The organism is Priestia sp. USM5 (assembly GCF_058323215.1).
Genome location: NZ_JBSGKN010000002.1, coordinates 197783 through 224099, shown reverse-complemented (window position 1 = coordinate 224099; position 26317 = coordinate 197783). Strand labels below are relative to the sequence as shown.

Annotated in this window: 26 protein-coding genes and 1 other RNA gene; 8 read left to right on the top strand and 19 right to left on the bottom strand. The window is 39.5% G+C overall.

Annotation, left to right across the window (positions count from 1 at the left end):
- Both ACWATA_RS25475 and ACWATA_RS25470 read right to left on the bottom strand, forming a co-directional pair.
- Window positions 1–585 (bottom strand): response regulator transcription factor (locus tag ACWATA_RS25475; protein ID WP_473050274.1); only part of this gene is annotated, 585 nt, incomplete at its 3' end.
- 158 nt (window positions 586–743) lie between these two features.
- Window positions 744–1880 (bottom strand): MGDG synthase family glycosyltransferase, encoded by a 1137-nt coding sequence (locus tag ACWATA_RS25470; RefSeq protein ID WP_230624697.1) that lies wholly within the window; start codon window positions 1878–1880, stop codon window positions 744–746.
- A gap of 153 nt (window positions 1881–2033) precedes the next feature.
- On the opposite strand from ACWATA_RS25470, the gene ACWATA_RS25465 reads away from it, so the two are divergent.
- The 3 genes from ACWATA_RS25465 to ACWATA_RS25455 all read left to right on the top strand — a co-directional run bounded on the left by ACWATA_RS25465 (window position 2034) and on the right by ACWATA_RS25455 (window position 4158).
- On the top strand, window positions 2034–2660 hold the full coding sequence (locus tag ACWATA_RS25465; protein WP_028412069.1) for an undecaprenyl-diphosphatase: 627 nt from the start codon (window positions 2034–2036) through the stop codon (window positions 2658–2660).
- Between the two features lie 391 nt (window positions 2661–3051).
- Window positions 3052–3489, top strand: coding sequence for a MarR family winged helix-turn-helix transcriptional regulator (locus ACWATA_RS25460; RefSeq protein ID WP_013085370.1), 438 nt, complete (start codon window positions 3052–3054; stop codon window positions 3487–3489).
- A 27-nt stretch (window positions 3490–3516) separates the two neighbouring features.
- Window positions 3517–4158 carry a nitroreductase family protein gene (locus ACWATA_RS25455; RefSeq protein ID WP_013059680.1) on the top strand — a complete coding sequence of 214 codons (642 nt, stop codon included), beginning with the start codon at window positions 3517–3519 and terminating at the stop codon, window positions 4156–4158.
- A 32-nt stretch (window positions 4159–4190) separates the two neighbouring features.
- Here the strand turns inward: ACWATA_RS25455 and moaD are convergent, their stop codons facing one another.
- From moaD to ACWATA_RS25430, 5 genes are read right to left on the bottom strand one after another with little or no spacing between them, the layout of a single operon-like run.
- The gene (moaD, locus tag ACWATA_RS25450; RefSeq protein WP_028412068.1) at window positions 4191–4424 is read right to left on the bottom strand and encodes a molybdopterin converting factor subunit 1; all 234 of its coding nucleotides are present in this window, start codon (window positions 4422–4424) and stop codon (window positions 4191–4193) included.
- Window positions 4425–4426: 2 nt separating this feature from the next.
- Window positions 4427–4891 (bottom strand): molybdenum cofactor biosynthesis protein MoaE, encoded by a 465-nt coding sequence (locus tag ACWATA_RS25445; RefSeq protein ID WP_025752620.1) that lies wholly within the window; start codon window positions 4889–4891, stop codon window positions 4427–4429.
- Entirely contained in the window at window positions 4888–5415 is a 528-nt protein-coding gene (gene mobB, locus ACWATA_RS25440; RefSeq protein ID WP_165635044.1) for a molybdopterin-guanine dinucleotide biosynthesis protein B, read from the bottom strand. Before mobB ends, ACWATA_RS25445 begins: the two co-directional genes overlap by 4 nt.
- A complete protein-coding gene (locus ACWATA_RS25435) occupies window positions 5403–6668 on the bottom strand; it encodes a molybdopterin molybdotransferase MoeA (RefSeq protein ID WP_165635045.1) in 1266 nt (421 codons plus the stop codon). The genes mobB and ACWATA_RS25435 overlap by 13 nt, the downstream gene beginning before the upstream one ends.
- A gap of 16 nt (window positions 6669–6684) precedes the next feature.
- On the bottom strand, window positions 6685–7701 hold the full coding sequence (locus tag ACWATA_RS25430) for a molybdopterin-synthase adenylyltransferase MoeB (protein WP_028412065.1): 1017 nt from the start codon (window positions 7699–7701) through the stop codon (window positions 6685–6687).
- Window positions 7702–7862: 161 nt separating this feature from the next.
- Between ACWATA_RS25430 and mobA the strand changes: the two genes are divergently transcribed.
- A complete protein-coding gene (mobA, locus tag ACWATA_RS25425; RefSeq protein WP_473050273.1) occupies window positions 7863–8432 on the top strand; it encodes a molybdenum cofactor guanylyltransferase in 570 nt (189 codons plus the stop codon).
- A 13-nt stretch (window positions 8433–8445) separates the two neighbouring features.
- Here the strand turns inward: mobA and moaA are convergent, their stop codons facing one another.
- Genes moaA through ACWATA_RS25410 form a run of 3 tightly spaced genes read right to left on the bottom strand, consistent with a single transcriptional unit; the run spans window position 8446 to window position 10664 of the window.
- Window positions 8446–9462, bottom strand: coding sequence for a GTP 3',8-cyclase MoaA (moaA, locus tag ACWATA_RS25420; protein WP_028412063.1), 1017 nt, complete (start codon window positions 9460–9462; stop codon window positions 8446–8448).
- Window positions 9463–9506: 44 nt separating this feature from the next.
- Window positions 9507–10304 (bottom strand): formate dehydrogenase accessory sulfurtransferase FdhD, encoded by a 798-nt coding sequence (fdhD, locus tag ACWATA_RS25415; RefSeq protein ID WP_473050272.1) that lies wholly within the window; start codon window positions 10302–10304, stop codon window positions 9507–9509.
- A 15-nt stretch (window positions 10305–10319) separates the two neighbouring features.
- Complete coding sequence (locus ACWATA_RS25410; protein WP_013059689.1) at window positions 10320–10664, bottom strand: Na-translocating system protein MpsC family protein; 345 nt, start codon at window positions 10662–10664, stop codon at window positions 10320–10322.
- Window positions 10665–11030: 366 nt separating this feature from the next.
- Here ACWATA_RS25410 and fdhF point away from each other — a divergent pair, with 366 nt between their 5' ends.
- From fdhF to modB, 4 genes are all read left to right on the top strand, one after another.
- On the top strand, window positions 11031–13970 hold the full coding sequence (gene fdhF, locus ACWATA_RS25405) for a formate dehydrogenase subunit alpha (RefSeq protein WP_165635047.1): 2940 nt from the start codon (window positions 11031–11033) through the stop codon (window positions 13968–13970).
- An 11-nt stretch (window positions 13971–13981) separates the two neighbouring features.
- Window positions 13982–14461, top strand: a complete 480-nt coding sequence (locus ACWATA_RS25400) for a helical membrane plugin domain-containing protein (protein ID WP_033580426.1) — start codon at window positions 13982–13984, stop codon at window positions 14459–14461.
- Window positions 14462–14585: 124 nt separating this feature from the next.
- Window positions 14586–15383 carry a molybdate ABC transporter substrate-binding protein gene (gene modA, locus ACWATA_RS25395; protein ID WP_099000230.1) on the top strand — a complete coding sequence of 266 codons (798 nt, stop codon included), beginning with the start codon at window positions 14586–14588 and terminating at the stop codon, window positions 15381–15383.
- Window positions 15384–15390: 7 nt separating this feature from the next.
- The gene (gene modB, locus ACWATA_RS25390) at window positions 15391–16047 is read left to right on the top strand and encodes a molybdate ABC transporter permease subunit (protein WP_034264255.1); all 657 of its coding nucleotides are present in this window, start codon (window positions 15391–15393) and stop codon (window positions 16045–16047) included.
- Between the two features lie 154 nt (window positions 16048–16201).
- Here modB and ssrA read toward each other — a convergent pair.
- The 9 genes from ssrA to ACWATA_RS25345 all read right to left on the bottom strand — a co-directional run bounded on the left by ssrA (window position 16202) and on the right by ACWATA_RS25345 (window position 26113).
- Window positions 16202–16563, bottom strand: a transfer-messenger RNA (tmRNA) gene (gene ssrA / locus ACWATA_RS25385).
- A gap of 137 nt (window positions 16564–16700) precedes the next feature.
- Window positions 16701–17168: an SsrA-binding protein SmpB gene (smpB, locus tag ACWATA_RS25380; RefSeq protein ID WP_013059694.1), complete on the bottom strand. Its 468-nt coding sequence runs from the start codon at window positions 17166–17168 to the stop codon at window positions 16701–16703.
- A gap of 145 nt (window positions 17169–17313) precedes the next feature.
- Entirely contained in the window at window positions 17314–19656 is a 2343-nt protein-coding gene (rnr, locus tag ACWATA_RS25375; protein ID WP_028412057.1) for a ribonuclease R, read from the bottom strand.
- Window positions 19657–19694: 38 nt separating this feature from the next.
- Window positions 19695–20435: an alpha/beta hydrolase gene (locus ACWATA_RS25370; RefSeq protein ID WP_028412056.1), complete on the bottom strand. Its 741-nt coding sequence runs from the start codon at window positions 20433–20435 to the stop codon at window positions 19695–19697.
- A 268-nt stretch (window positions 20436–20703) separates the two neighbouring features.
- The gene (gene secG, locus ACWATA_RS25365; RefSeq protein ID WP_014457843.1) at window positions 20704–20937 is read right to left on the bottom strand and encodes a preprotein translocase subunit SecG; all 234 of its coding nucleotides are present in this window, start codon (window positions 20935–20937) and stop codon (window positions 20704–20706) included.
- 208 nt (window positions 20938–21145) lie between these two features.
- Window positions 21146–22441, bottom strand: coding sequence for a phosphopyruvate hydratase (gene eno, locus ACWATA_RS25360; RefSeq protein ID WP_028412055.1), 1296 nt, complete (start codon window positions 22439–22441; stop codon window positions 21146–21148).
- A 24-nt stretch (window positions 22442–22465) separates the two neighbouring features.
- Window positions 22466–23998: a 2,3-bisphosphoglycerate-independent phosphoglycerate mutase gene (gpmI, locus tag ACWATA_RS25355; protein ID WP_028412054.1), complete on the bottom strand. Its 1533-nt coding sequence runs from the start codon at window positions 23996–23998 to the stop codon at window positions 22466–22468.
- Window positions 23998–24753, bottom strand: coding sequence for a triose-phosphate isomerase (tpiA, locus tag ACWATA_RS25350; protein WP_013085385.1), 756 nt, complete (start codon window positions 24751–24753; stop codon window positions 23998–24000). Before tpiA ends, gpmI begins: the two co-directional genes overlap by 1 nt.
- A 175-nt stretch (window positions 24754–24928) precedes the next feature.
- Window positions 24929–26113 (bottom strand): phosphoglycerate kinase, encoded by a 1185-nt coding sequence (locus tag ACWATA_RS25345; protein WP_028412053.1) that lies wholly within the window; start codon window positions 26111–26113, stop codon window positions 24929–24931.
- Between the last annotated feature and the right edge of the window lie 204 nt (window positions 26114–26317).

The following is a 26317-nucleotide window of genomic DNA, read 5'->3' as shown; positions in this document are numbered from 1 at the left end:
TCCTTCATATTCATAGCCCCAAACGTTTGTGAGAATCCCTTCTCTCGTGACAATTTTATTTTTATTCGTAAGCAAATACACGACTAAATCATACTCTTTCGGTGTCAACGTAATGGATTCATTGTTTCTTAGGACTTCCCTTGTTTCAAGATTAATGGTCAAATCACTGATCGTTAAGAGCTCTGCTTCAGCTTCTTTCGTTCCTGATGCTTCTACGAGCGAACGATAGCGAATACAAGAGCGAACTCGTGCTAACAGCTCTTCAATTTCAAACGGTTTTGTAACATAATCATTAGCCCCTTGGTCTAACCCCATTACCTTATCTAACGTCGTATTTCGGGCAGTTAATAAAATAACTGGCGTAAACACTTCCGCTTTCCGAAGTCTTCTTAACACCTCAATACCGCTCAGACTTGGAAGCATCACGTCGAGCAAAATGAGGTCATATTGAGCGGATATTGCCGTCTCTAAACCCGCTTTCCCGTCGTACTCAACATCTACTTCATAATCTTCAAATTCCAATTCAATCTTTAGCACTTTCGCAATTTGCGCTTCATCTTCCACAATTAAAATTTTCTCTTTCATATTATGCACCTCTCACCACATGTCTTAAGTGAAAGAATAGCTTCTTTAGATAAAAAAACAACACCTTTTTCAAAAGATGTTTGTTTTTTTATCTAAATCCTACTTTTTCAACATACTTGTTCTTTAGCTTATCCTTATTGTTTGTAAACATGAATGTTTTACGCATGAAGACCAATCGTTTGCTTTTCACCTAGAATCCAATTGACTACTGCTAAAAGTTCTTCAGGCGTTTGTGCTTCGATTTCTTTATGGTAAGCAGCAATCGCGTTATACAATGTGCTCATTTTATCAGCATCCTGCAGCACTGTCTGCAGCTGACTTTCTAACGATTGATCCGCCTTTAGTTCTTGAACTAAGTTTCGCTCTGTTAAATAGCGTAAATTCACCTCTTCTTGACCCGGTAAAGCAGAATGAACAAAAATCGGTAAATTTTTGCGAAGAGCTTCACTGACCGTGATACCACCTGGTTTTGTTACAATAGCATCCACTCGCTCATACAGTTCATTCATTTCTGTGCGTGATGAAATGTACGGAATTGGTGTAACGTGTTGTAGTTCCCACCCTTTGATTTCTTCATATAACTTTTGATTTTTGCCGCATAAGACAAAGTAATGAAAATGGCGCGCGTCTTTTAAATCATTGTAAAAATCCATAATATTGCCTAGACCGCTGCTGCCTCCGGCAATTAAAATATTTCGGTTACCATGATGCTTAACAGTTCTTGTTTTTGTTATTTCTTCATGTACCGGTATCCCTGTGACCATCATATTTTGAAGTGGAATTTCACTTTGAGCACGAAGCCCTCTTTTTACTTCTTCACTAGGAAGAAAGTGAAAGTCAATCTCTTCTTTTCCCCATAAATTATTAATAAAGAAATCCGTGTAGACATTTATAATAGGAACATTGCACTTGCCTTTTGCTTTTAATTGGCTGAGCAAATAAGAAGGAAATCCATGTGTGCATATAATTAAATCCGGATTTTCTTCTTTAACTAAGTGCTCCATTTTTTTTGCGAATACGTGATGATACCATTTGAATGAATGAACAGGCGGTTCATAAAAGAGATGTTTGTATGCCATATTGTATGTTTCTGGAGCATAACGAATCCATTTCAAATATGTGCCTGTAACCACTTTTTCTAATAGTTCGTTTGTATAACTTAATAAATCTATTTTTTTATAACAAATATTTGTTGTTCTTCTTTCCAATATATCCATTAACGCCTCTGCCACTTGATGATGGCCAGAAGGCATTTTTAGAAGAGGTAAAAATAAAACCTTTTTCAACTGTTTCATCTCCTATTCTAAAAGCAGTTTCTTCCTCTCCTTTTTATATCATTAAATGCCCTTGAATTTCGGATTTTAATTGATTTTTAATGTGAAATTCATCGTTTTTTTAGAGTGTCAATCTAAACTAAGAGTGAAAAGTACTGCATAAGGAGAAAACAAATGAACCTCAATTACGAAGTATTTCAATGGATTAACTCGTTTGCTGGTAAATCCAGCGCAATGGATTCTGTCATGGTTATCATTACGAATAGCGTTCCTTATTTTATAATGGCTTGTTTGCTTTTGCTTTGGTTTAGCGGAAAAACAGAAAGAACAATTTATCACCGTTATACGGCTTTATACATGTTGTTTACAATTGTCCTTTCTCTTTGTATCAATGAAGTCATTCACCTGGTGTATTACCACCCGCGTCCGTTTGTGACTCATCATGTTCATAAGCTGATTCCGCACCCGGCTAATTCATCTTTTGTCAGTGATCATTCGATTTTAGTCTTTTCTGCTGCTTGGATCATGTGGTTACGAAAAAACAAATGGAGAAGCGTCATTTTTATATGGGCTGCCATCTCGGGCCTTTCACGCATTTACGTAGGTGTCCACTATCCAGCAGATGTACTTGGAGGAATGGTAATTGCGGGAGCTATCAGCTGCTTTGTTATCTATCTTTCAGATAAAACAGCTCCTCTTATCCAGCGATTATTCTGGATTCACGATGTGATTATCAAGCGTATTCCGTTTCTGTCTCCTTACACGCATGAACAAATTAGTAAAAAAAATCATTCAGCTTAAAGACGCTGAAACAAAAATAGTATAGTTGAAGTGAAAAACGAACCACTAATCAAACCGTTTGATCAGTGGTTCGTTTTTTTTGGTTACGATGAACGTAGATTTTATCTGTTTCGTTCCTTCTGGCAGTTGATTGGAGGACAAAGCGAAGTCTTGCACGGAAATCAACTACCGTGTCACAAGCGGTCCATACGAGCTCATTTATCCGATTTGTTCGTCTTTAGATTGCATTGATTTCGTTATATCTCAATCTCTTTTTATTATTTATAAAAAAAAGATTGTTCACTTTCTTGACTTTCACTTTTATTTATTTTATATTAGTTGATGTATCAAACATTGATGTATCAAATATTAATCCATCAATAAATATCATAGAAAAAAGGGAGCGACTTTCTTGTCACATTCATGTTCTGAAAAAGCAAATGTTCTGTATGCTCTGCAAGAAGTTAATAAACAAATTAATCAAAAGTTTGAGCATTGTACCGGTGTTAGCCAATCACGTCTTGATATTTTACATCAGCTTTATGAAACAGGTGAAATGAGTCAAAAGGCGCTTCAACAGCAAGTAAACATTGATAATGCTGCAATTACAAGGCATTTAAAGCAGCTAGAAGAAAGAGATGTTGTATCACGCCGTAAAAATCCTGATGACAACCGCGTAACATTTGTAAAGCTTACGAAAAGCGGACATGAAAAAATCGGTGCATTTCGAAACGAAAAAGCTCGCTTTATTGATGAAGCATTTAAAGATTTCAGCGAAGAAGAACAGCTGCTGCTTTCCAAAATGCTTGAGCGTTTAAAAGTAAACATTTCGGCCATTGAACGGTCATAACATTTTTAACATAAAGGAGAGTTCATCATGACACAAACAAAAACACTAAACAATGATTTCCAAGATATTATTACAGGGCGCAGATCTATTCGTTATTACGATCCATCTGTCAAAATCAGCCGTGAAGAAATGAAAGAAATTTTAACAGAAGCGACGCTAGCTCCATCTTCTGTTAATGCACAGCCTTGGCGCTTTCTAGTAATTGATAGCCCTGAAGGAAAAGCAACACTAGCTCCGCTTGCTAAATTTAATCAATCACAAGTAGAAACATCGGCAGCTGTTATTGCGATATTCGGCGATTTAAAAAGCGAAGAAAATTTAGATGAAATTTACGATAAAGCTGTTGAACTAGGCTATATGCCACAAGAAATTAGAGATATGCAAATTCCAAAAATCAAAGCGCACTACGCAGCTGCTTCTGAAGAATTAAATAAAGAAACGGTATTAATTGACGGCGGTTTAGTATCTATGCAGTTAATGCTTGCTGCACGTGCTCACGGTTATGATACGAATGCTATTGGCGGTTATGAAAAAGATCAAATTGCCGAAGCATTCGGTTTAGACAAAGAACGCTATGCACCGGTTATGTTACTTTCAATCGGCAAAGCAGCAAATAGCGGTTACCCTTCTGTACGTTTACCAATTGAAAAAGTAGCTCAATTTAGATAATAAAGAAGGTGCTGTGTATTCAGCACCTTTTTTTATCCTCCACTAACGGGTGGAATAAATGCAACGGTATCTCCCGTTCCAATGATTTCTTCATCTGTTACAAACTCTTCGTTGACTGCTGTCATCGTTTGATTCAGAGAGGACAGCTTATATGTTTTTTGTACATATTCCTTTAATTCCTTCACTGTTATATCTTGCTTATCAACTGTTACTTGTTCCACTCCAGCCTCTTCACGTATAGCAGCGAAAAATAAGACGTTAATCATTTTTACATCTCCTTCAATGGCTTTCCTTCAGGATATTCTTTTGTTTCTAACTGATCCCCAATCCATTTTGTTCCATCTTCCCAAAATTCCTTTTTCCAAATTGGCACAATTTGCTTAATACGTTCAATAGCATACTCATTTGCTTCATAAGCTGTTTTGCGATGCGGAGAAGAAACCGCAATAACTACTGCGACTTCTGTTATATCAAGCTTTCCGATTCGATGAGTAATAGCTGTCAAAGCATCCGGCCACTTTTCCTGAATTTCGTCACCAATTTGGCTGAGCATTTTCACTGCCATTGGCACATAGGCTTGATATTCAAGAGAGAGCGTCTTTTTGCCTTTTGTAAATTCTCTTACCGTTCCAATAAATGTCGTAATAGCTCCCGCGTCTCTTCTAGAAACTTTTTTAATTATTTCATCTACCGCAATTGGCTGATTTACTACTTCAAATAAGTGCTGGTTCATCTTCTTTCCCCCACTTCTTTCAATAAAAAATTAAGATAAAGCTCGTCTTCTTGTAAGTGAAACATTGGATATGCTCGCTGCACTTCGTTTTTAAGCGGAATGTGACTAATCACGCATATGATATTGGTTAGAGAGGAAAGCAGAACAAGATCTTCTTCGCTTCGAATCAAGACTGCTTTTGGATAGGATTCTTTTTTATATCCTTCAACAAAAATGACATCTGGCGAGAAAAATTGATAAAAATCAATCAGCTTTTTTAGGCTCCAGTCTTTACTGTTTGCCGTAAGCTGAAGGATCCCACCTCCTTCTACACCTGCCACATCGGCACCTGCTTGCTGGTGGCGATGACTGTCTTTTAGCTCACTGCTGCTATCTGGAGGTCCGCCGTGTCCATGGTGCTTAATAGAACCTACACGTAGATCGAATTGTTTCGCTTTTTTAATTAGCCTTTCCACTAAAGTCGTTTTTCCGCTGTTTTGAAATCCAACTACTTGTAAAACGGTGCAACTTGCTACCAAGGCCATTCACTTCCCTGCACGTCATCTAGCAATAAGACGTCAACCAGCATTCCTTCTTTGTACCCTCTCGTCCCTCCGGGAAATATAATTAACGTATCCGCATGAGCTAAAGAAGAAACAGCACTAGATTTTGTAAAGCTTAATGGAGAAGCAATCAGCTGTCCTTCCCTGTATGAAAGCCTGCCAGATACAAATCGCATAAAAGGATTTGGCTTTAAGAAGTCTTTTCCTAACAAAGCTTTTTCTTTCCGGAGATGAGGGGTTCTTTTCCCCGCATATGTACTGATGACCGGACGAGCTAGCAGTTCAAAACCAACGTAGCAGGCCGTAGGGTTTCCCGATAGACCAAATAAAAGCTTGTCTTCCATACGTGCAACTGTTGTGACACTGCCTGGTCTCATCGCTATTTTATTAAAAAGAACTTCGGCCTGTAATTGCTTATACACCTCTGGTAGATAATCATAATCTCCTACTGAAACGCCCCCCGTTGTAATCAGTATGTCCACTTCTGATAGCGCAGATTTTACCGCGCTGTAGCACTGACTTAAATCATCGGGCATAATACCAAAATAGTTTACTTCTCCTCCAGCTTTTTCAATTTGGGCACGAAGCATATGAGCATTGCTATTACGAATTTTCCCTCGCTGAACAGGATCACGTACTTCCACTAGTTCACTTCCCGTTGCAAGTAATCCAACTACAGGCTTTTTGAAGACAGCTACGTTACTATAACCAAATGTGGCTAGAAGAGCAGCTACTCCCGGAGTGATATACGTTCCTTTTGAAACTAACATGGTGCCTTTTTTTGTTTCTTCTCCTTGAAACGAAATGTTATCTCCGCTGTTAAACGACCGCTTGATTTGAACGACGGGCTGGTTGTCTTTTGTATATTCTTTTGTTACTTCAAGCATTGCCACCGCATCGCAGCCTTTTGGAATAGGAGCTCCTGTCATAATACGCACAGCCTGCATCGCGTTGACTGTATGTTCAAAAACAGAACCCGCTCCTATCTCTCCTCGAACATCCAGTTCTACTGGATGAAGTGATGATGCTTTTTTCGTATCTTGTGACCGAATAGCAAAACCATCATATGGAGAACGATTAAAAGCAGGAACATCATGATCTGCCATTAAATCTTCTGCTAAAAATCTGCCGTGAGCTTCTTCAAGCGCAATGATTTCTTGCTTTCCGCTTTTGACATACTGCATCACTCGCCCAACGCATTCTCCGACAGGGATAGGAGTTCGCTTTTCTCTCATTTTTTCACTCCTTTACTCATCCTAATAAACGATAATATAAACTTCTCGCAAATTGAATATCATTCGTTCCATGAATAAATACACGGCCATCTTGAAAAATAACAAAGCGCTGCTCTGGAAGCTGACATGACAGAAGATATGGGTTGCGGTCTACTTTCCCTTGGTTTTTTAAACGCTTTTCCAATTCATCAAAGTTGTGTAAATGCTGCTGCGAGGGTCTGATCTGAACCGTCTCTCTGCCGCAAAGAACTTCTGTTTTAAGCTGATTTTCATACGCTAAGTACGGATATGTGCGTGCCGATCCGCAAGAAGAACATTCATAACTTTTCATTTTACCCGTCTTAAATTCAGCGTGCTGATTATTCCAGACGTCAAAAGTTAGAAATGTGTGTCGCAAAGCTTCAACGTCTCCCACTAAAATTTTTAATGCTTCGGTTATTTGATAGGCTGCCACAATTTGAACGGCTGGACTGATAATTCCTGCTGTCTCACACGTCGCTCCTCCCACAGGCACTTTTTTCAATATGCAGTGCAGACAAGGGGTTACGTTTGGGATAACGGTATAAGTGGTGCCATAACTCCCTACACATGAGCCGTAGATCCAAGGAACTTCATACTTATGTGACAAATCATTTAAAATAAAGCGAATGTCGAAATTGTCTGTCGCATCGATAATCAAATCAGCTGTTTGGACGATACTTTCTAAATTAGCAGGCTGAGCATCCATCACCAGCGCTTCGATTTTCACTTCTGTGTTTATTTGACGCAAACGATTTTTGGCTGCTACAGCTTTAGGCAGTTTGTTTTGCGCATCTTGTTCTGTATAAAGCTGCTGACGCTGCAGATTACTCCATTCTACATAATCACGATCTACAAGAGTCAATTTTCCAATTCCAGCACGCACGAGAGCTTCTGCACTAGCGCTGCCTAGAGCCCCTGCGCCTACAACTAAAACATGCTTACTTCTAATTTGCTGCTGCCCTTTGTTTCCAATGGGCTGGAAAAGCTGCTGACGTGAATAACGTTCTGTCACTCTTTTCTCTCCCTTTCTCGTTCAATCTATGACTTCACTATCTATTCCTTCGTCAAAGATATTTCTTTAAAAACATGCTATTATACACATAAAGCTAAGCTGCTTTACGGACGCTTATGTGCATAAATATACAACTATATTTTGATGGAGGTATTTAATAAATGTTCATTGCCGGCATTGTATTAGCAGGAGGAAAATCTTCTCGCTACGGTCAACCAAAAATGTTTGAAACCTATAACAAGAAATCATTTTACGAATATAGTATAGATGCATTAAAAGAAAATCACGTCACACCTATACTTGTGTCTACCAACCAAGATTTACTTCCTTATTTTCAAAGAAAAGATGTTTCATTTGCAGTTGAAAAATGCCCGTATCAAGGACCTTTGTATGCAATTCATCATGCTTTAACTGCAATTGATTGCCGTGCTGAATGGTTCTTTATTCTTTCGTGTGACATTCCTTTTGTTAATGCTGAGTTTGTTCATAATATGATTACCCTAACTCAGGCGAACTCAGCTGATATTGTTCTTCCTGTTCAGCCAAATCACATGCACCCGCTTCTAGCCCTCTATCACCGTAGAACGCTTCCTCTTATTGACCAACTCGTTACACAAGGTGAAAGAAGGCTCACAGGATTGTTGAATCAGGCAAACGTCCTTCGCGTGCCTTTTTCAGCAGAAGATCCTACTTTTATAAATGTAAATCATCGCAGTGATTGGCATTTATAAGGCTTTTTTTGAATTATCCACCAATATGAGACATTTCCACTTTCTCAGCGCCTTGGACCTGTCTTCCGTTAGCCCGCTCATCTGAGTAACGATCTTTCCGATGATTCCAGATATCAGAAATGGTGTCACAAACAGTATGATCAGATGCTTGTGATCGTATCAGTTTCCGGAGGTCGTACCCTTTTGACGCAAACAAGCAGGTATAGAGCTTTCCTTCAGCCGATACTCTTGCGCGTGAACAAGTCGAACAGAATGAATCTGTCACGGATGAAATGATACCAATTTCCTCTTCTGTCCCAACATACCGATACCTGGTAGCTACTTCTCCCGTGTAATGAGGCGGAATTTCTTCAAGAGGCATTTCTTGTCCAACTATATCAAGAATTTGTTTCTTTGTTATAACCTCATCCATTTTCCATCCGTTTGAATTTCCAACATCCATGTATTCAATAAAGCGCAGCGTATGTTTTTTGCCTTTAAAATATTGGGCCATCGGAAGGATATCCTGCTCGTTCTTGCCTTTTTGGACAACCATGTTTATTTTGACTGAAATCCCCGCAAGAGCTGCTGCCTCTATTCCTTCTAACACTCGTTTGACGCTTCCTCGATTTCCGTTCAGCTCTTGAAATCTCACTTCATCAAGCGAGTCTAAGCTGACGGTTACTCTTGATAATCCCGCTTTTGATAAGGCTTCTGCATGCTTCTTTAACAGTGAGCCATTTGTTGTTATGGCAATATCATCTATACCCTCAATTTGCTTCAGACGATTGATTAGATCTGGCAAGCCTTTTCTTAGCAGTGGCTCTCCTCCCGTTATACGCACTTTTTTTACTCCTAGCGATGCGAATAATCTCGTGAGTCTCTCTAATTCATCAAACGAAAGAATATTTTCGGCAGGTAAAAATGGATAGTCTGCCCCAAAAATTTCTTCAGGCATACAATATCGACAGCGAAAGTTACAGCGATCTGTTACGGACAAACGCAAGTCTCGTAAAGGGCGCTTTAACGTATCAACTATAGTGTATGACATCTGCCTCATCTCTCCTCTCTAGCTGTCAGCTTCTCCACAGCAGATTAACTTTCTCTTAAAATTCTTTCCGGGTATGTATAAATATTCAACGAATCACTTCGGATAAACCCTACCGTTGTAATTCTCAATTCTTCTGCTAGATTTAAAGCAAGTTCAGTCGGAGCGGATTTTGAAAGAACCACTTCACACCCGATCTTCGCTACTTTCAACAAAATTTCTGAAGAAATACGGCCGCTGAAAACGACTACTTTATCCCTAATTGAAATATGGTGTTTTAAGCAATACCCATATAGTTTATCTAGAGCATTATGCCTGCCAATGTCCATTCTGCTAAGCATGAAACCATTTTTATCACAAATGGCAGCGTTATGAACGCCACCCGTTTCTTGAAACGTAGCAGCAGATTGCTGCAGCTTATTCATGAGTTGAAAACAATCCTTAATTGAAAGTTCTACCGATATATCATTCATTTTTTTAGCAGTCAGCGCATCATTTATAAAGACAAACCCTTGTCTGCTCGCCCCGCAGCAAGACGTGATATATCGTTTATTTTGAAGGTTTTGAAAATACGGGTTTAATTTATCTATTGTAACATGAACATACCCTTCTTTTTCTTGAACCCATATGTTTTTAATGTCTTTGTATTCTCGAATAACCCCTTCAGATGCTAAATAGCCAATTACCATATCTTCAATGTATTGAGGGCTACATACCATCGTGACAAACTCTTCTTCATTAATTTTCACAGTCACAGGAAACTCCGTTACAATTTTATCTTCCACGCTTTCCATTTCACCATTTTTAAATCTAAGAACTGTACGCTTCTTAACGGTCGAATTCATGTGATGTCTCCTTTTTTAAATAATGTTTTTATCAAAAACAAATACGGAAACCGCTATATTTTCTTTTATTTTCATATCTGAAAATAAATTAACCAGCTTTGCTCCTACCAATTCTTCTAGCCCTTCCGGCGGATTCGATGCATATACATCTTGAATCATTTTTGTTCGAGCTAAATGAACCATGTCACACCCTTCAGAAGTGCTTGCAATAAATGTTTCTGTCGGAGTTAAATTTCCATACAGTGTTGAGACAGCCATATTTTCAACAAAAACCGTATGTATTCTTTCCGGTCCTTTTCCAAATAAATCTTTTCGAAGCTTCCGAATAATATCATTAAATTCATGAATTGTTTTTGACATAATCAACGCTCTCCCACCGATTAAAATTAAATTGTGCATTTTATTCCTACAGTTTTTTTATCATAAATCAACACTTCAAAAAATAAAAGCCTAAAATCTTTGCAGCAAAACTTTTGAAGAGAGTTGGGTATTTAAAAAAGTTGTGCATTTAAAAACGTAGCGATATAATTATAAATAACCGAGATGGAATAATAATAATAATGAATTGTTATTACTCTATCACTTTTTCTTAACGATATAAATGGGCCGGATTGGCATATTAGTAAGACCTGCTAGTAAACTATTCCACCATGATTGCACTTCCCTTATTTAATTAGGCATGTGTATTCATGGTGGTTTTTTGTTTTATATAAAGGAGGAAAACAAATGAGTCGTGAAATCATCACTGTTCATATAAATGGCAGCGAATACAAGGCAGCTTCAGGTTCTACCATACTCGAAATTATTAACCAGCAAAACATCGAGCATCCTCAGATTTGTTATGTGCCTGAAGTAGACCCTATTCAAACTTGTGACACATGTATTGTTGAAATGAATGGCGAGTTAGTTCGTTCTTGTTCTACAAAAGCTGAAAACGGCATGAAGATTGAATTACAATCAGCACCCGCAAAAGCGGCACAGACGGAAGCAATGGATCGCTTATTAGAAAATCATTTGCTATACTGCACCGTTTGCGATAATAACAACGGAAACTGTAAATTACATAATACAGCCGAAATGATGGAGATTGAACATCAAAAATACCCCTATACGCCAAAGGCCTCAGAGGATGAAGTCGATATGTCTCATCCGTTTTACCGTTATGACCCTAATCAATGCATTGCTTGTGGACAATGTGTAGAGGTTTGTCAAAATCTTCAAGTTAATGAAACGCTCTCTATCGACTGGGAAGCGAAACGTCCCCGCGTTCTCTGGGATGATGGTGTAGCAATCAATGAATCTTCTTGTGTGAGCTGCGGTCAATGTGTAACAGTATGCCCTTGTAATGCCTTAATGGAAAAATCTATGCTCGGAGAAGCTGGATTCATGACCGGACTTCCAAAAAGCGTTTTGAATCCAATGATTGATTTAGTTAAAGAAGTGGAACCAGGGTACAGCGGAATTTTTGCTGTTTCAGAGGTGGAAGCAGCTATGCGTGAAACTCGGACGAAAAAAACAAAAACCGTCTGTACATTTTGCGGAGTTGGATGTTCATTTGAAGTGTGGACAAAAGGCCGCGAAATCCTTAAAGTTCAACCTAGCTCAGATGCTCCCGCAAACGCTATTTCAACCTGTGTGAAAGGAAAATTCGGCTGGGATTTTGTAAACTCTGAAAAACGTATTACTAAGCCTTTAATCCGAAAAAATGGCGCATTTGTAGAGTCGTCATGGGAAGAAGCGCTCGATTTAGTAGCAAGCAGGTTAAACTCCATCAATCAGCAGTACGGACATGGATCCGTTGGTTTTATCTCTTCTTCTAAGATTACAAACGAAGAAAACTATGTTATTCAAAAGCTGGCTCGCCAAATGTTTGAAACAAATGACGTAGACAACTGTTCTCGCTACTGTCAGTCTCCTGCAACCGATGGATTATTTCGAACAGTCGGAATGGGAGGCGATGCCGGCACGATAAAAGACATCGCAAAAGCTGGACTGGTTATCATCGTTGGAGCTAACCCTGCCGAAGGTCACCCTGTATTAGCAACTCGTATCAAACGCGCGCATAAGCTTCATGACCAAAAACTAATCGTCGCAGATTTGCGCAAAAACGAAATGGCTGAACGCTCTGACATTTTTATCAGTCCAAAACAAGGTACGGACCAAGTATGGCTAATGGCTGTAACAAAATACATGATTGATCAAGGATGGCACAACGAAAAATTTATCCAAGAAAACGTCAACTATTTTGAAGACTTTAACTCTTTGCTTGAAAAGTACACGCTTGAATATGCTGAACAAATTACGGGTATTTCAGCAGCAACACTCATTCAAATAGCTGAAATGATTCGAGACGCCGATGGAACCTGTGTGCTGTGGGGTATGGGCGTGACGCAAAATACAGGAGGCTCTGATACATCAGCGGCTATCTCAAACCTGTTGCTTGCTACTGGAAACTATCGACGCCCTGGTGCAGGCGCTTATCCACTCCGAGGCCACAATAACGTGCAAGGCGCATGCGATATGGGAACTCTTCCCGCTTGGCTTCCAGGTTATCAGCACGTCACGGACTCAGTCGCTCGAGAAAAATTTGAAAAAGCATACGGCGTGAAAATTAAAGACAAGCCGGGTCTTGATAATATCCAAATGCTTCATTCAATTGATGAAGGAAAAATGAAAGCTATGTACCTTGTAGGAGAAGATATGGCTCTTGTCGATTCGAACGCTAATCACGTACACGAAATATTATCAAATCTAGATTTTTTTGTTGTCCAAGACATTTTCCTTTCAAGAACGGCTCAATATGCTGATGTTGTACTCCCTGCTGTTCCTTCTCTTGAAAAAGACGGAACGTTTACCAATACGGAGCGACGCGTACAAAGATTGTATCAAGCATTGCCAACGCTTGGTGATTCGAAGCCGGATTGGTGGATTGTTCAAGAGATTGCAAACCGCTTAGGTGCAAATTGGACGTATACACACCCTGGTGACATCTTTTCAGAAATGGCTAGTCTATCACCTCTGTTCAGCCAAGCCAGCTACGAAAACCTTGAAGGCTGGGATAGCTTCTTATGGGGGAGCTTAGAGGGGAAAAGCACGCCTTTACTTTACGTCGATGGGTTTAATTTCCCAGATAAAAAAGCGCGCTTTGCTTTATCAGATTGGGTTCTTCCTGCTGAATTTCCAGAGGAATATGATTTGCACATTAATAACGGACGAATGTTAGAACATTTTCATGAAGGGAATATGACCAATAAATCGAGCGGTATTCAATCAAAGGTACCGGAAGTATTTGTAGAAATTTCACCTCAGCTTGCCAAGGAGCGTGAAATTGAAGACGGTTCGCTTGTCAGATTAATCTCACCGTTTGGAGCAGTAAAAGTACAGGCATTAATTACAGAGCGAGTAAAAGCAAATGAGCTGTATCTTCCGATGCACTCCGTTCATAAAGATTCGGCTATTAACTTCTTGACGGGACCTGCAGTCGACCAACGAACAAATACGCCGGCTTACAAACAAACAAAAGTACGGATGGAAGTATTAAGCAAAGGTGGAAAAACGCCTTTACCGTCTACAAATCCGCGTAACAAAAAACGTCATCCTCAAAATGGGGTCGAGGTTCAGCGTAAATGGAATCGTCCTGGCTACGTCCATTTAACAAGTAAATAGGAGGAGAAAAGATGGCACAACCTATTACAGAAATTAAAAAGCCTCTTCTAAGCGAGGAAGAAAAAAAACAGCAAAAATTAGAAGACTTGACTTCTCTGCTGGCAGATAATGAAGAAGCGCTGAATCGTATTCTCGGTATTGTCGGAGAACTTAACGACATGGGTGTTCTTGAAGCTGCTGATTCAATGATTCAAGCAAAAGAAAAAATCTCAAAAATTGCGCTTCATCAAATTTCTAGAGAACCCGTAACCAATTTAATTAATACCCTTATGGGTGCAAGCAGCGGTTTGATGAAGGCAGACCCAGAGGTAACTGCTAAACTTGTTAACAGTGCAACAGCTGGTATGAACGAAGCAAATGAATATGTAAAAACAGGAAAAAAAGTAAGTGCGTTAGCTCTTATAAAAGCGCTAAATGATCCAGATGTTAATCGTGCAATTGGATTTGGACTTCACTTTTTAAAAGGAATGGGCAAAGCGTTGGAAGAGTAAATAAGGCAGCGACTTGAAAGTTTTTCCCTTTCAAGTCGCTGTTTTCTTTTTAGGAAGTCCTTTTCTAAGTGAACGTGATATAGTTATACTAAATTGCTCTACTAAAACTAATTGAGGTGACACGATGCAACAATACTTTAAACCCTTATTCGCACTATTATTTTTAATTATGTTTACTGCTGCTTGTTCAAACGGAACAAATACGAGTCAATCAGCGGCTCAGCACCAAAACGTCAGCTTAACGATATCCGCTGCAGCCAGCTTAAAAGATGCGCTTACCGATATTCAAAAGCAATATGAAACAAAGCATCCGAATGTCGACTTAAAATTTAATTTTGGGGCTTCAGGCTCGCTGCAACAGCAAATCGAAAACGGCGCACCGGCTGATTTGTTTTTTTCAGCAGCGGAAGATAAGTTTGATGCACTGGTAAAGTCAGGAGTTATTTCTAAAGAAAATGGAACTGACTTGGTTGGCAACGATCTTGTGCTTATCGTCCCAAAGAATAATTCGGCTGCCATCAAAAATTTTGAAGATCTATCAAAGCCTGCTGTTCAAAAAATTGCACTTGGCATACCGGAATCCGTTCCTGCCGGACAGTATGCAAAAGAGACTTTTGAACACATGAATCTGTGGAAAAACATTGAGCCTAAAACCGTCTATGCAAAAGACGTACGCCAGGTGCTTTCCTATGTGGAGACAGAAAACGTTGAAGCTGGAGTTGTTTATAAAACCGATGCGTTGATTTCAAAAAAAGTGAAGATTGTCGCCACTGCAGATCATAGCACTCACAAACCAATTGTATATCCTGTAGGCGTTATTAAGGATTCGAAACATCCACAAGAAGCAAAGGATTTTTATCAATTTTTACAAAGTAAGACGGCTCTTAACACGTTTAAAAAATACGGTTTCACTGCGAATTGAGATTGCTATGATTCAAGAGTTTTTATCTCCTCTTCAGCTATCGCTTAAAATTGCATTAGTAGCGGGATTTGTCGTGATTATTCTAGGCACTGTTATAGGAAAACTGTTATCCAGGAAACACTTTAAGGGAAAAGTGATGGTTGAAACGGTGTTGATGCTACCATTGGTCCTGCCTCCGTCCGTTGTTGGATTTTTATTGATTGTCATATTCGGAAAACACAGCCTACTTGGCCGAGCAATTGAATGGGTCTTTCAACAACCCGTTATTTTTACGTGGTGGGCAGCTGTTATTGCATCCGTTGTCGTTGCGTTTCCCCTTATGTATCAATCTGCCAAAACGGGCTTCCAAGGCGTTGATCATGAAATTGAAGACGCAGCTCGAGTAGATGGTGCAAGCGAATGGAAAGTCTTTTTCTTTATTTCCATTCCTTTAGCTTCTAAAGCTATCGTAACAGGAGGTGTGTTAAGTCTGGCAAGAGCACTCGGAGAATTTGGAGCCACTTTGATGTTTGCTGGCAATATTCCAGGTGAAACTCAAACTGTTCCTACCGCTATCTACGTCGCGATTGACTCTGGAAACATGAATCTCGCTTGGCTATGGGTTATCTCGATCGTCTTTCTTTCCTTTCTTATGCTGCTTTTTGTTCAGCTTAAGCAAAAGTAAAAGGATGCCTCTTACACAAAGAGGCATCCTTTTACTTTTGTACCGCTTTTTCAATTTTACATACATCATAAATTAAAAAGGAGCTAATCAAATGTAGATCATACATTTGATTAGCTCCTGTTATAAGTAAGGTAAGCCACCAAAAATATGTATTTGGTGGAGACGGTGGGAGTCGAACCCACGTCCAGAAATATCGCCACTTAAGCGTCTACGAGTGTAGTTGGCATATTGATCATTCGCGAGCTGTTCTGCCTACCAACAGGCGTCCCAGTCGCTAGTCTGATTATTCTCTTCCTTCGTCCTCAGACGGCGAACTCCGGCGTAGCCCACTTAAAGTGAGTCCCTTACCCTACCACATGGGCGATGGAGGGAGGAACCGCTAAGCTACTATTATGCAGCTAAAGCGAAGTTATTGTTAGATTTGCCAGTTATTATTGGCGTTGATGTTTTAACGAGGCCATCTCCTCGACTCGCAACCTAAGCTCGAACTATCCCTGTCGAATCCGTAACGTCCCCATATAAAAGGGAGTCGGAATGTGTAAGAAAAATTCTTACATCAGATAGCGACTTCAGTGTGCAAAATGAAATCTAACTGATAACAATATTTATTATATCACAAAATGAGCATTTTGCAATTGTAAGATTTTGTAATTTTACATCTTTTGACGATCACGAAATGCTCGTTCGATATCACGCTTGGCTTCTTTACGCTTTAAGTCTTCACGCTTATCATATTTCTTTTTACCCTTACCAAGCCCTAGTAAAACCTTTGCGTATCCATTTTTCAAATACACTTTTAACGGAACTAGTGAATAACCTGTTTCTTTTGAATAGCCAATTAGCTTGCTGATTTCGCGTTTATGCAGCAATAGCTTTCGTGTACGAAGTGGCTCATGATTGTATCGATTTCCTTGTTCGTAAGGACTAACGTGCATATTGTGTAAAAATACTTCTCCGTTTTGCACACGAGCAAAAGAGTCCTTTAAATTCACACGACCATTACGAATTGATTTAATTTCCGTTCCTTGTAGAACAATACCCGTCTCATATGTTTCTTCAATAAAAAAGTCGTGGCGGGCTTTTTTGTTTTGTGCAATTAATTTCCCTTCACCTTTTGGCATAAAACGTTCCTTCCCTTCAGCCGTACTTACGTATATGTATGATATTATGTATCATTTTACTGTATGGAAATCTAAACAACAACTAAAACGTTTAATAGAGCTGTTTTGAAGCAGAAGGTCTATCCTTCTGCTTCACTGCTGTCGATTATTTGCGCTTTTTCTTTTTACGCTTAACGTTTGGAGCGCCTTCGAAGAATCTTTTTTTCTTTTTCTTCTTTGGTTTTTGAGTAGACCACTCTTCATTTTTGCTTCGGCTGCCCTCTCGACCTTTTCCTTTATCGTCTTTGCGTGACTTTTGTTTTGCCTTAATCACTTTAGGACGATCTTTAGATAAGCGTTTGCGGCCTTCTTTCATTCCCACAATAACAAAGTCCACTGAACGCTCGTCTTTATTCACATCGGCAACTTTCACTTCAATTTCGTCTCCAATTCGGAAGACGTTGCCCGTTCTTTCTCCAATCATCGCATAATGACGTTCGTCGTAACGATAATAGTCATCCGTTAAGTCACTAACATGAACTAACCCTTCAATCGTATTTTCCAGCTCCACGAACATCCCAAAGTTTGTAACAGAGCTAATAATACCATTGAATACTTCCCCAACTTTATCAGCCATAAACTCAGCTTTTTTCATATCGTCCGTTTCTCGCTCAGCGTCAACTGAACGACGTTCCATATTAGAAGAATGCTCAGCAACATCAGGCAGAAGCTCGCGCCATTTTTCTTGCGTTTGCTGATCTGTTTTTCCTTCAATTAAATACGTACGAATGAGACGATGAACGATTAAATCCGGATAACGACGGATTGGAGACGTAAAATGCGTATAGAATTCAGCTGATAAACCAAAGTGGCCTAAACTTTCTGCTTCATATTTCGCTTGTTTCATCGAACGAAGCATAACAGTTGAAATAACCATCTCTTCAGGCGTACCCTTTACTTCTTCTAAAATATCTTGCAGCGCACGCGGATGAATATCGTTGCCTGTCCCTTTCACTGTATAACCAAAGTTTGTAATAAACTCTAAGAAACGAGTAAGCTTCTCTGCATCTGGATCTTCATGAATACGATAAATAAACGGTACGTTCATCCAGTGAAAATGTTCTGCTACTGTTTCATTCGCCGCCAGCATAAATTCTTCGATTAGCTTTTCAGCAACTGAACGTTCACGCAAAATAACATCGTGAGGATGTCCATCATCATCTACCAATACTTTTGCTTCTTTGAAATCAAAATCAATGGCACCGCGATCCATTCTCTTTTTACGAAGAATAGCTGCCAGCTTTTCCATACGCTCAAACATCGGAACGATTGGCTCGTAGCGTTCTAACACTTCTTCATCTTTATCCACTAAGATTTTGTTCACATCTGAATACGTCATTCGTTCTGTCGTTTTGATGACACTTTCAAAAATCTCATGTTTTACTACTTCACCTTGTGGATTAATTTCCATCTCACAAGAAAGTGTAAAACGGTTAACTTTTGGATTTAATGAGCAGATTCCGTTAGATAAACGGTGAGGAATCATCGGAATAACTCGGTCTACTAAATAGACGCTTGTTCCGCGCTCTGCTGCTTCTACATCAATCGGAGAACCTTCTTTAACGTAGTGACTTACATCTGCAATATGAACACCTAATTTGTAGTTTCCGTTTTCAAGCTCTGTAACCGTTACAGCGTCATCCAAATCTTTTGCATCTGCTCCGTCAATGGTTACAATAACTTGATCCCGAAGATCGCGACGGTTACCGATATCTTTTTCATCAATCGTCTCAGGTGTATCAATTGCTTGCGTTAAAGCGTCAGCAGGAAATTCTTGAGGAAGACCGTGCTTATGGATAACAGAAATGATATCGATCCCCGGATCGTTTTTATGTCCAAGAATTTGAACAACTTTTCCTTCTGCATTCATGCGGCCTTCCGGATAGGTTGTGAGCTCTACTACTACTTTATGGCCTTCAACTGCACCGTTTCTTGCTGCTTTGGGAATAAAGATATCACCTGCAATTTTTTTGTCATCCGCAATCACAAAGCCGAAATTCTTGCTTTGCGTATACGTACCTACAATTTGCTGGGTACCTCGTTCTAAGATTTTTACAATGGTTCCTTCACGACGAGCACCTGATGATTCTGATAACACTCTTGCAAGCACAATATCTCCGTGCATAGCATTGTTTGTTTCAGTAGGGGGAATAAATACATCACCCGCATCTTTTTCTTCAGGAACTACGAACGCAAACCCTTTTGCATGTCCGCTTACTTTCCCTTTGACAAAATTCATTTGTTCCGGCAGCCCGTAGCGGTCATTTCTTGCTCGGATAATTAAACCCTTCTCTTCCATAATAACAAGTGCCTTAACAAACTCTTTGAATGACTCTGCATCCTCCGTATTAAATTCTTTTGCAAGCTCTTGGACAGTCAAAGGTTTGTAATTATCCCTTTTCATAAAATCCAATATTTCATTCATATAGGGCTGATTTTCTTCTTTCACATCATGTCCCTCCTTTTTCCTTATTCGTATTATCTCTATTACCAATCAAGTGATTCCAAAAATGCATATACATCCTCGTGAAGCTGATCTCGCTCTTTATCAAAGGTAATGGTATGACCAGATTCTTCGTACCACTTTATATCTTTTGTAGGAGACTCGACGCTATTATAAATAATATTGGCGCTGTCTGTATTAATCATATGATCATGACGACCTTGTACAACAAATGTCGGTGCATAAATCATATCAACTGAATTTCGCACTTCAGCGATTAATTCCTGTAAAGACTTTAACGTGTTCATTGGTGTTTGTTTGAACTCTTCCATTTCTTGTTCAATCTGTTCAGACGATTTACCTTCACGCTTTTTATATTCGCGTGCATACGCTAAAACACCTTCATACATGACTTCTTCACTCTTTATATACATAGGCGCGCACATAGGCACAATACCCTTTATAGGTACAGTGTAACCTAATTTCAGTGAAAATACGCCACCTAGTGAAAGACCTACAGCGGCAATACTTTCATGGCCTTTACTTTTCAAAAACTCATAGCCTTCCATGACATCTTTCCACCAATCTTTTGGACCAGTATGAACAAGCTCTTCAGGCGCTACACCGTGTCCTTTATAGTGAGGTGCGTGGCATGTGTATCCTTTTTTCTCTAAAAAACGACCTAACATACGAACATCAGCAGAATTTCCGGTAAAACCGTGAAGTAATAAAACAGCCTTTTCGCCGCCTTCAAATGTAAATGGCTTTGGTTGTGCAATTTTCATATATCATTTAACTCCTTTTAGTTATAATATCTGCAGTCATAATAGAAAAAAACATGTATTTATGTGACGGTCATCACATAACAAGAGATGTGTCCGTCAACTTTTACGCTTTTATACTATATTTAGTACTTTTTTCTAAAGCTATATTATATCATTACTTAAAAATGAAATTAAAGTATTCAACACGCCCATTAAAAAAGCCACCTAATACATAAGTTGGTATACACCAAGTACGTATGCATTAGGTGGCAGTCTATCCAGTAACATATTAAAGTTTGAAATAAGATACAGCAAGTGTTAACGCAAAGAATAAGATAGATAACACTACTGTCAAACGGTGTAAAACTAAGTCAATTCCACGTGCTTTTTGTTTTCCAAATAACGTTTCAGCTCCACCGGAAATAGCTCCAGATAATCCAGTAGTTTTGCTTGATTGTAAAACGACCACAACAATCAATGCAATTGAAACAATCACTAGCAAAGTAATCAGCAATGTATGCACTAAGACACACCTCCTACACCAAGTAATAGTCAATCAGCGGGGTTTCTTCATCCCTTCTGATTGGCATTACCGGGGATAAAGTACGCGCACTACGCTAAGGTTAATTTATCATAAAAAACCCTCTCATACAAGTAATGACAGCGAAATACACCGGATTTTAACATAAAAAAACGGATGACAATCGTCATCCGTTTTTTATGATTTCAACTTATTTTTTTAAGTTGTAGAAAGATTTAGCGCCATCGTATACAGCTAGAACACCTAGCTCGTCTTCGATGCGTAGTAATTGGTTGTATTTCGCAATACGGTCTGTACGGCTCATAGAACCAGTTTTGATTTGACCAGCATTTGTTGCAACAGCGATATCAGCGATTGTTGCATCTTCAGTTTCACCAGAACGGTGAGAAACTACTGCTGTGTAACCAGCACGTTTAGCCATTTCAATAGCTTCGAACGTTTCAGTTAATGTACCGATTTGGTTAACTTTGATAAGGATAGAGTTACCTACGCCTTGTTCGATACCTTGAGAAAGTTTTTTCGTGTTTGTTACGAATAAATCGTCACCAACAAGCTGTACTTTGCCGCCAATGCGCTCAGTTAATAGCTTGTGACCATCCCAGTCATTTTCGTCTAAACCGTCTTCGATTGAAACGATTGGGAATTCGTTAACTAACTGCTCGTAGAAATCTACCATTTCAGCAGAAGTTACGCCTGTACGACCTTCGCCTGCTAAGTCATATTTACCAGTTTCTTTGTTGAAGAATTCAGAAGAAGCAACGTCCATACCTAATTGGATGTCTTGACCAGCTTTGTAGCCAGCTTTTTCGATTGCTTCAACAATTACTTCTAATGCTTCACGGTTAGAACCAAGGTTTGGAGCGAATCCACCTTCGTCACCTACAGCTGTGTTTAAGCCTTTTGCAGATAAAACAGATTTTAACGCGTGGAATACTTCAGCACCCATACGGATTGCTTCTTTGAATGTAGGAGCTCCTACAGGTAAAATCATGAACTCTTGGAAGTCAACGTTGTTATCAGCATGAGAACCACCGTTGATGATGTTCATCATTGGAGTTGGTAATTGCTTCGCGTTGAATCCACCAAGGTAACGATATAATGGAAGACCTACGAAATCAGCTGCTGCGTGAGCTACTGCCATAGATACACCAAGGATAGCGTTAGCACCTAATTTACCTTTGTTTTCCGTACCATCTAGCTCAATCATAAGGCGGTCGATACCGATTTGATCAGTTGCGTCCATACCTACTAATTCAGGAGCGATAATTTCGTTTACGTTTTCTACTGCTTTTAATACACCTTTACCTAGGTAGCGAGATTTGTCACCATCGCGTAATTCTACTGCTTCGTGTTCACCAGTAGAAGCACCACTTGGTACGATTGCGCGTCCGAAAGCGCCTGATTCAGTATATACTTCTACTTCAACTGTTGGGTTACCGCGAGAATCTAATACTTCGCGTGCATAAATGTCAAGAATTGTTGGCATTTTAAAACTCTCCTTTATAATTAATTATTTAATTAATGTTTTACCTGTCATTTCTTTTGGCTGTGCTACATCTAGAAGAGTAAGCATTGTAGGAGCTAGATCCCCTAGAATACCGTCTTCACGAAGCTCTAAGCCTTGTTTTGTTACAATTACCGGAACAGGATTCGTTGTATGAGCCGTCATTGGATTACCTTCAAGTGTAATCACTTCATCAGCATTACCATGGTCTGCTGTGATAATTGCTGTACCGCCTTTAGCTAAAATTGCATCTACAATTTTGCCTAAGCACTCATCTACTGTTTCAATCGCTTTTACCGTTGGTTCTAACATACCTGAATGACCTACCATATCAGGGTTTGCAAAGTTTAATAAAATAGCGTCCTGCTTGTCGCCCTCGATTTCTGCAAGCAACGCGTCCGTCACTTCATAAGCACTCATCTCAGGTTTCAAGTCATATGTTGCTACTTTTGGTGAATCGATTAAGATACGTGTTTCACCAGGAAACTCTGCTTCACGTCCACCGCTCATAAAGAACGTTACGTGAGGATATTTTTCCGTTTCAGCAATACGAAGCTGCTTTAAGTTATTTTGAGATAATACTTCACCAAGCGTATTATCTAAGTTAATTGGCTTAAAGGCTACATATCCGTCAACTGTTTCGCTGAAGTGAGTTAGACATACAAAATGTAAGTTTTTCGGATGTTTCTCACCGCGATCAAATGAGCGGAAATCTTCGTTTGCGAACGTATTTGAAATTTGAATTGCGCGATCGGGACGGAAGTTGTAGAAAATGACTGCATCTTCGTCTTGAATTGTCGCAACTGGCGATCCGTCTTCCTTTGTAATAACAGAAGGTAAAACGAATTCGTCATAGATTCCATTTTCATATGAATCTTTTACGCACTCTTCAGCGCTTGTATATGATGGACCTTCACCGTACACCATTGCGCGGTATGATTTCTCTACGCGCTCCCAGCGTTTGTCGCGGTCCATTGAGTAGTAACGTCCTGAAAGTGTTGCAATTTCACCAACGCCGTACTCTTCAATTTTTTCATTAAGTTCTTTTAAATACGTTTCAGCAGATTGAGGTGCTACGTCACGACCATCTAAGAAGCCATGAATGTAGACTTTTTCTAAGCCTTCACTCTTAGCTAGACGCAATAATGCATAAAGATGTTCGATATGACTGTGTACACCGCCATCAGATAAAAGTCCGAAAAGATGAAGGTTTGTACCCTTTTCTTTTGCGTGCTTTACAGCTGCTACAAGCGTTTCGTTTTGTTCAAACTCGCCTTCACGAATTGCTACGTTTACACGAGTTAAGCTTTGGTACACAATTCGGCCTGCACCGATGTTTAAGTGACCTACTTCAGAGTTACCCATTTGGCCTTCCGGTAAGCCTACAGCTTCTCCAGACGCCTGAAGTGTAGCATGAGGATACTCGTTCCAGAAACGGTCGAAGTTTGGTTTTTTTGCATGTGTTACCGCATTACCTTTATCTTCATCGCGTAATGCAAAACCATCTAAGATGATTAATGCTACTGGCTTTTTACTCATTACTTACCAGCCTCCAAAAGCTGTAAGAAAGAATCTGCTTCTAAGCTTGCTCCACCTACTAAAGCTCCGTCAATGTCTGATTGAGACATATATTCTTTAATATTAGCAGGTTTTACGCTACCGCCGTATTGAATACGTACAGCATCTGCAACATCTTGAGAGAATTGTTCTGCAACAACGCTACGGATGTATGCACAAACTTCGTTTGCACCTTCAGCAGTTGAAGATTTACCTGTACCGATTGCCCAGATTGGCTCATATGCGATAACCGTTTGTTTTACTTGCTCATCAGTTAGACCAGCTAATGCTTTTTGTACTTGATTAGCTACAACTGTTTTTGTTTGGTCTTGTTCATACTCTTCGTTTGTTTCACCGCAGCAAACGATTGGTGTTAAACCGTGTTTGAATGCAGCAATTGTTTTTTGGTTTACTGTTTCGTCCGTTTCAGCAAACATTTCACGACGTTCAGAGTGTCCTAAAATTACGTAGTTCACACCTAGGTCTGCTAATGCAACAGGGCTCACTTCTCCAGTGAACGCACCGTTTTCTTCGAAGTGCATGTTTTGTGCACCAATTTTTAAGTCTGTGCCTTTAGTCGCTTCTACTAAACGATCTAAAAATAGTGCAGGTGCACATACTACTGAATCTACGCTTTCAGGAGATGGTACTGCTCCTTTTACTTCTTCAACAAAGCTAGTTGCTTCAGAAAGTACTTTATTCATTTTCCAGTTTCCTGCAATAATTGGTTTACGCATGTGTAACACCGTCCTTTGTTTATTGTGGGTTTTCACTTCACGCGTTAGATGTCCAAGAGGGTGCTGTTAAAAGTGATTCGGTCCCTTTTATCTCTTGGTCATCCTTCTTCGCTGCTTGATAATTATTTATATTATCAGTCGTCAGGTCGGTCCTCCGTCTTACTGAAACATAAACTTACTTATCGTTTAGTGCAACTACGCCTGGAAGTTCTTTACCTTCCATAAACTCTAGTGACGCACCGCCACCTGTAGAAATATGGCTCATTTTATCAGCTAGGTTGAATTTTTCAACAGCTGCTGCAGAGTCTCCTCCGCCGATTACTGAATATGTGTCAGTTGCTTCTGCTAAAGCTTCAGCTACTGCTTTTGTTCCATTAGCAAATGCGTCTAATTCAAATACACCCATTGGTCCATTCCAAATAACTAACTTAGAGTTTTTGATTACGTCAGCATAGATTTCACGCGTTTTCGGTCCTGCGTCTAAGCCTTCCCAATCGCTTGGAATGTTTTCAATTGATACAACTTGAATATTAGCATCATTTGAGAAGTCATCTGCTACTACCACGTCCACTGGCATGTAGAAGTTTACTCCGTTTTTCTTAGCTTTTTCCATGAAAGATTTTGCAAGTTCAATCTTGTCTTCTTCAAGAAGTGATTTACCTACTTCATGGCCTAGTGCCTTAATAAATGTGTAAGAAAGTCCTCCACCGATGATTAAGTTATCTACTTTATCAAGTAAGTGGTCAATTACACCGATTTTGTCTTTAACTTTTGCTCCACCAACGATTGCAGTAAATGGACGTTCTGGGTTCGATAATGCTTTTGAAAGCACATCAAGCTCTTTTTCCATTAAGAAACCTGCTACTGCTGGAATGTGTTGAGCAATTCCTTCTGTTGAAGCATGCGCACGGTGAGCTGCACCGAATGCATCGTTTACGTATACATCTGCTAATTCAGCAAACGCTTTTGCTAATTCAGGATCGTTTTTCTCTTCGCCTGGGTAAAAACGTACGTTTTCAAGTACTAAAACATCGCCTTCGCTCATGCCGTCGATTGTTTTCTTTACTTCTTCACCAAAAGCTTCGTCAGCTTTTGCAACGTCTTTACCAAGAAGAGCTTGTAAACGTTCTGCAACAGCATTTAGACGTAATTCTTCAACAACTTCGCCTTTTGGACGTCCAAGATGGCTAGCTAAAATTACTTTTGCACCTTGTTCTACTAAATATTGAATAGTAGGAACAGCTGCACGAATACGAGTTTCGTCTGTTACTTTTCCGTCTTTCATTGGTACGTTAAAGTCTACGCGACAAAATACTCGCTTTCCTTTTACATCGATGTCTTTCAACGTTTTTTTGTTCATCGTTAAAAGGCCTCCTTAAGTATTTATGGTACTAAGCAAGTAGGCTTCTATGTAATCATCAATCCACAAACCAACGTACATTTCATTTTATATATTGGCGCCTTTCTATATAAAGTGAAACTCGAGTTAGCTGTTTATGACGCTTTTTCATGTAGAAGCCAATACATAAATCAAGGAAGAGGGGGTATGCCCCTCTCTTCCTTA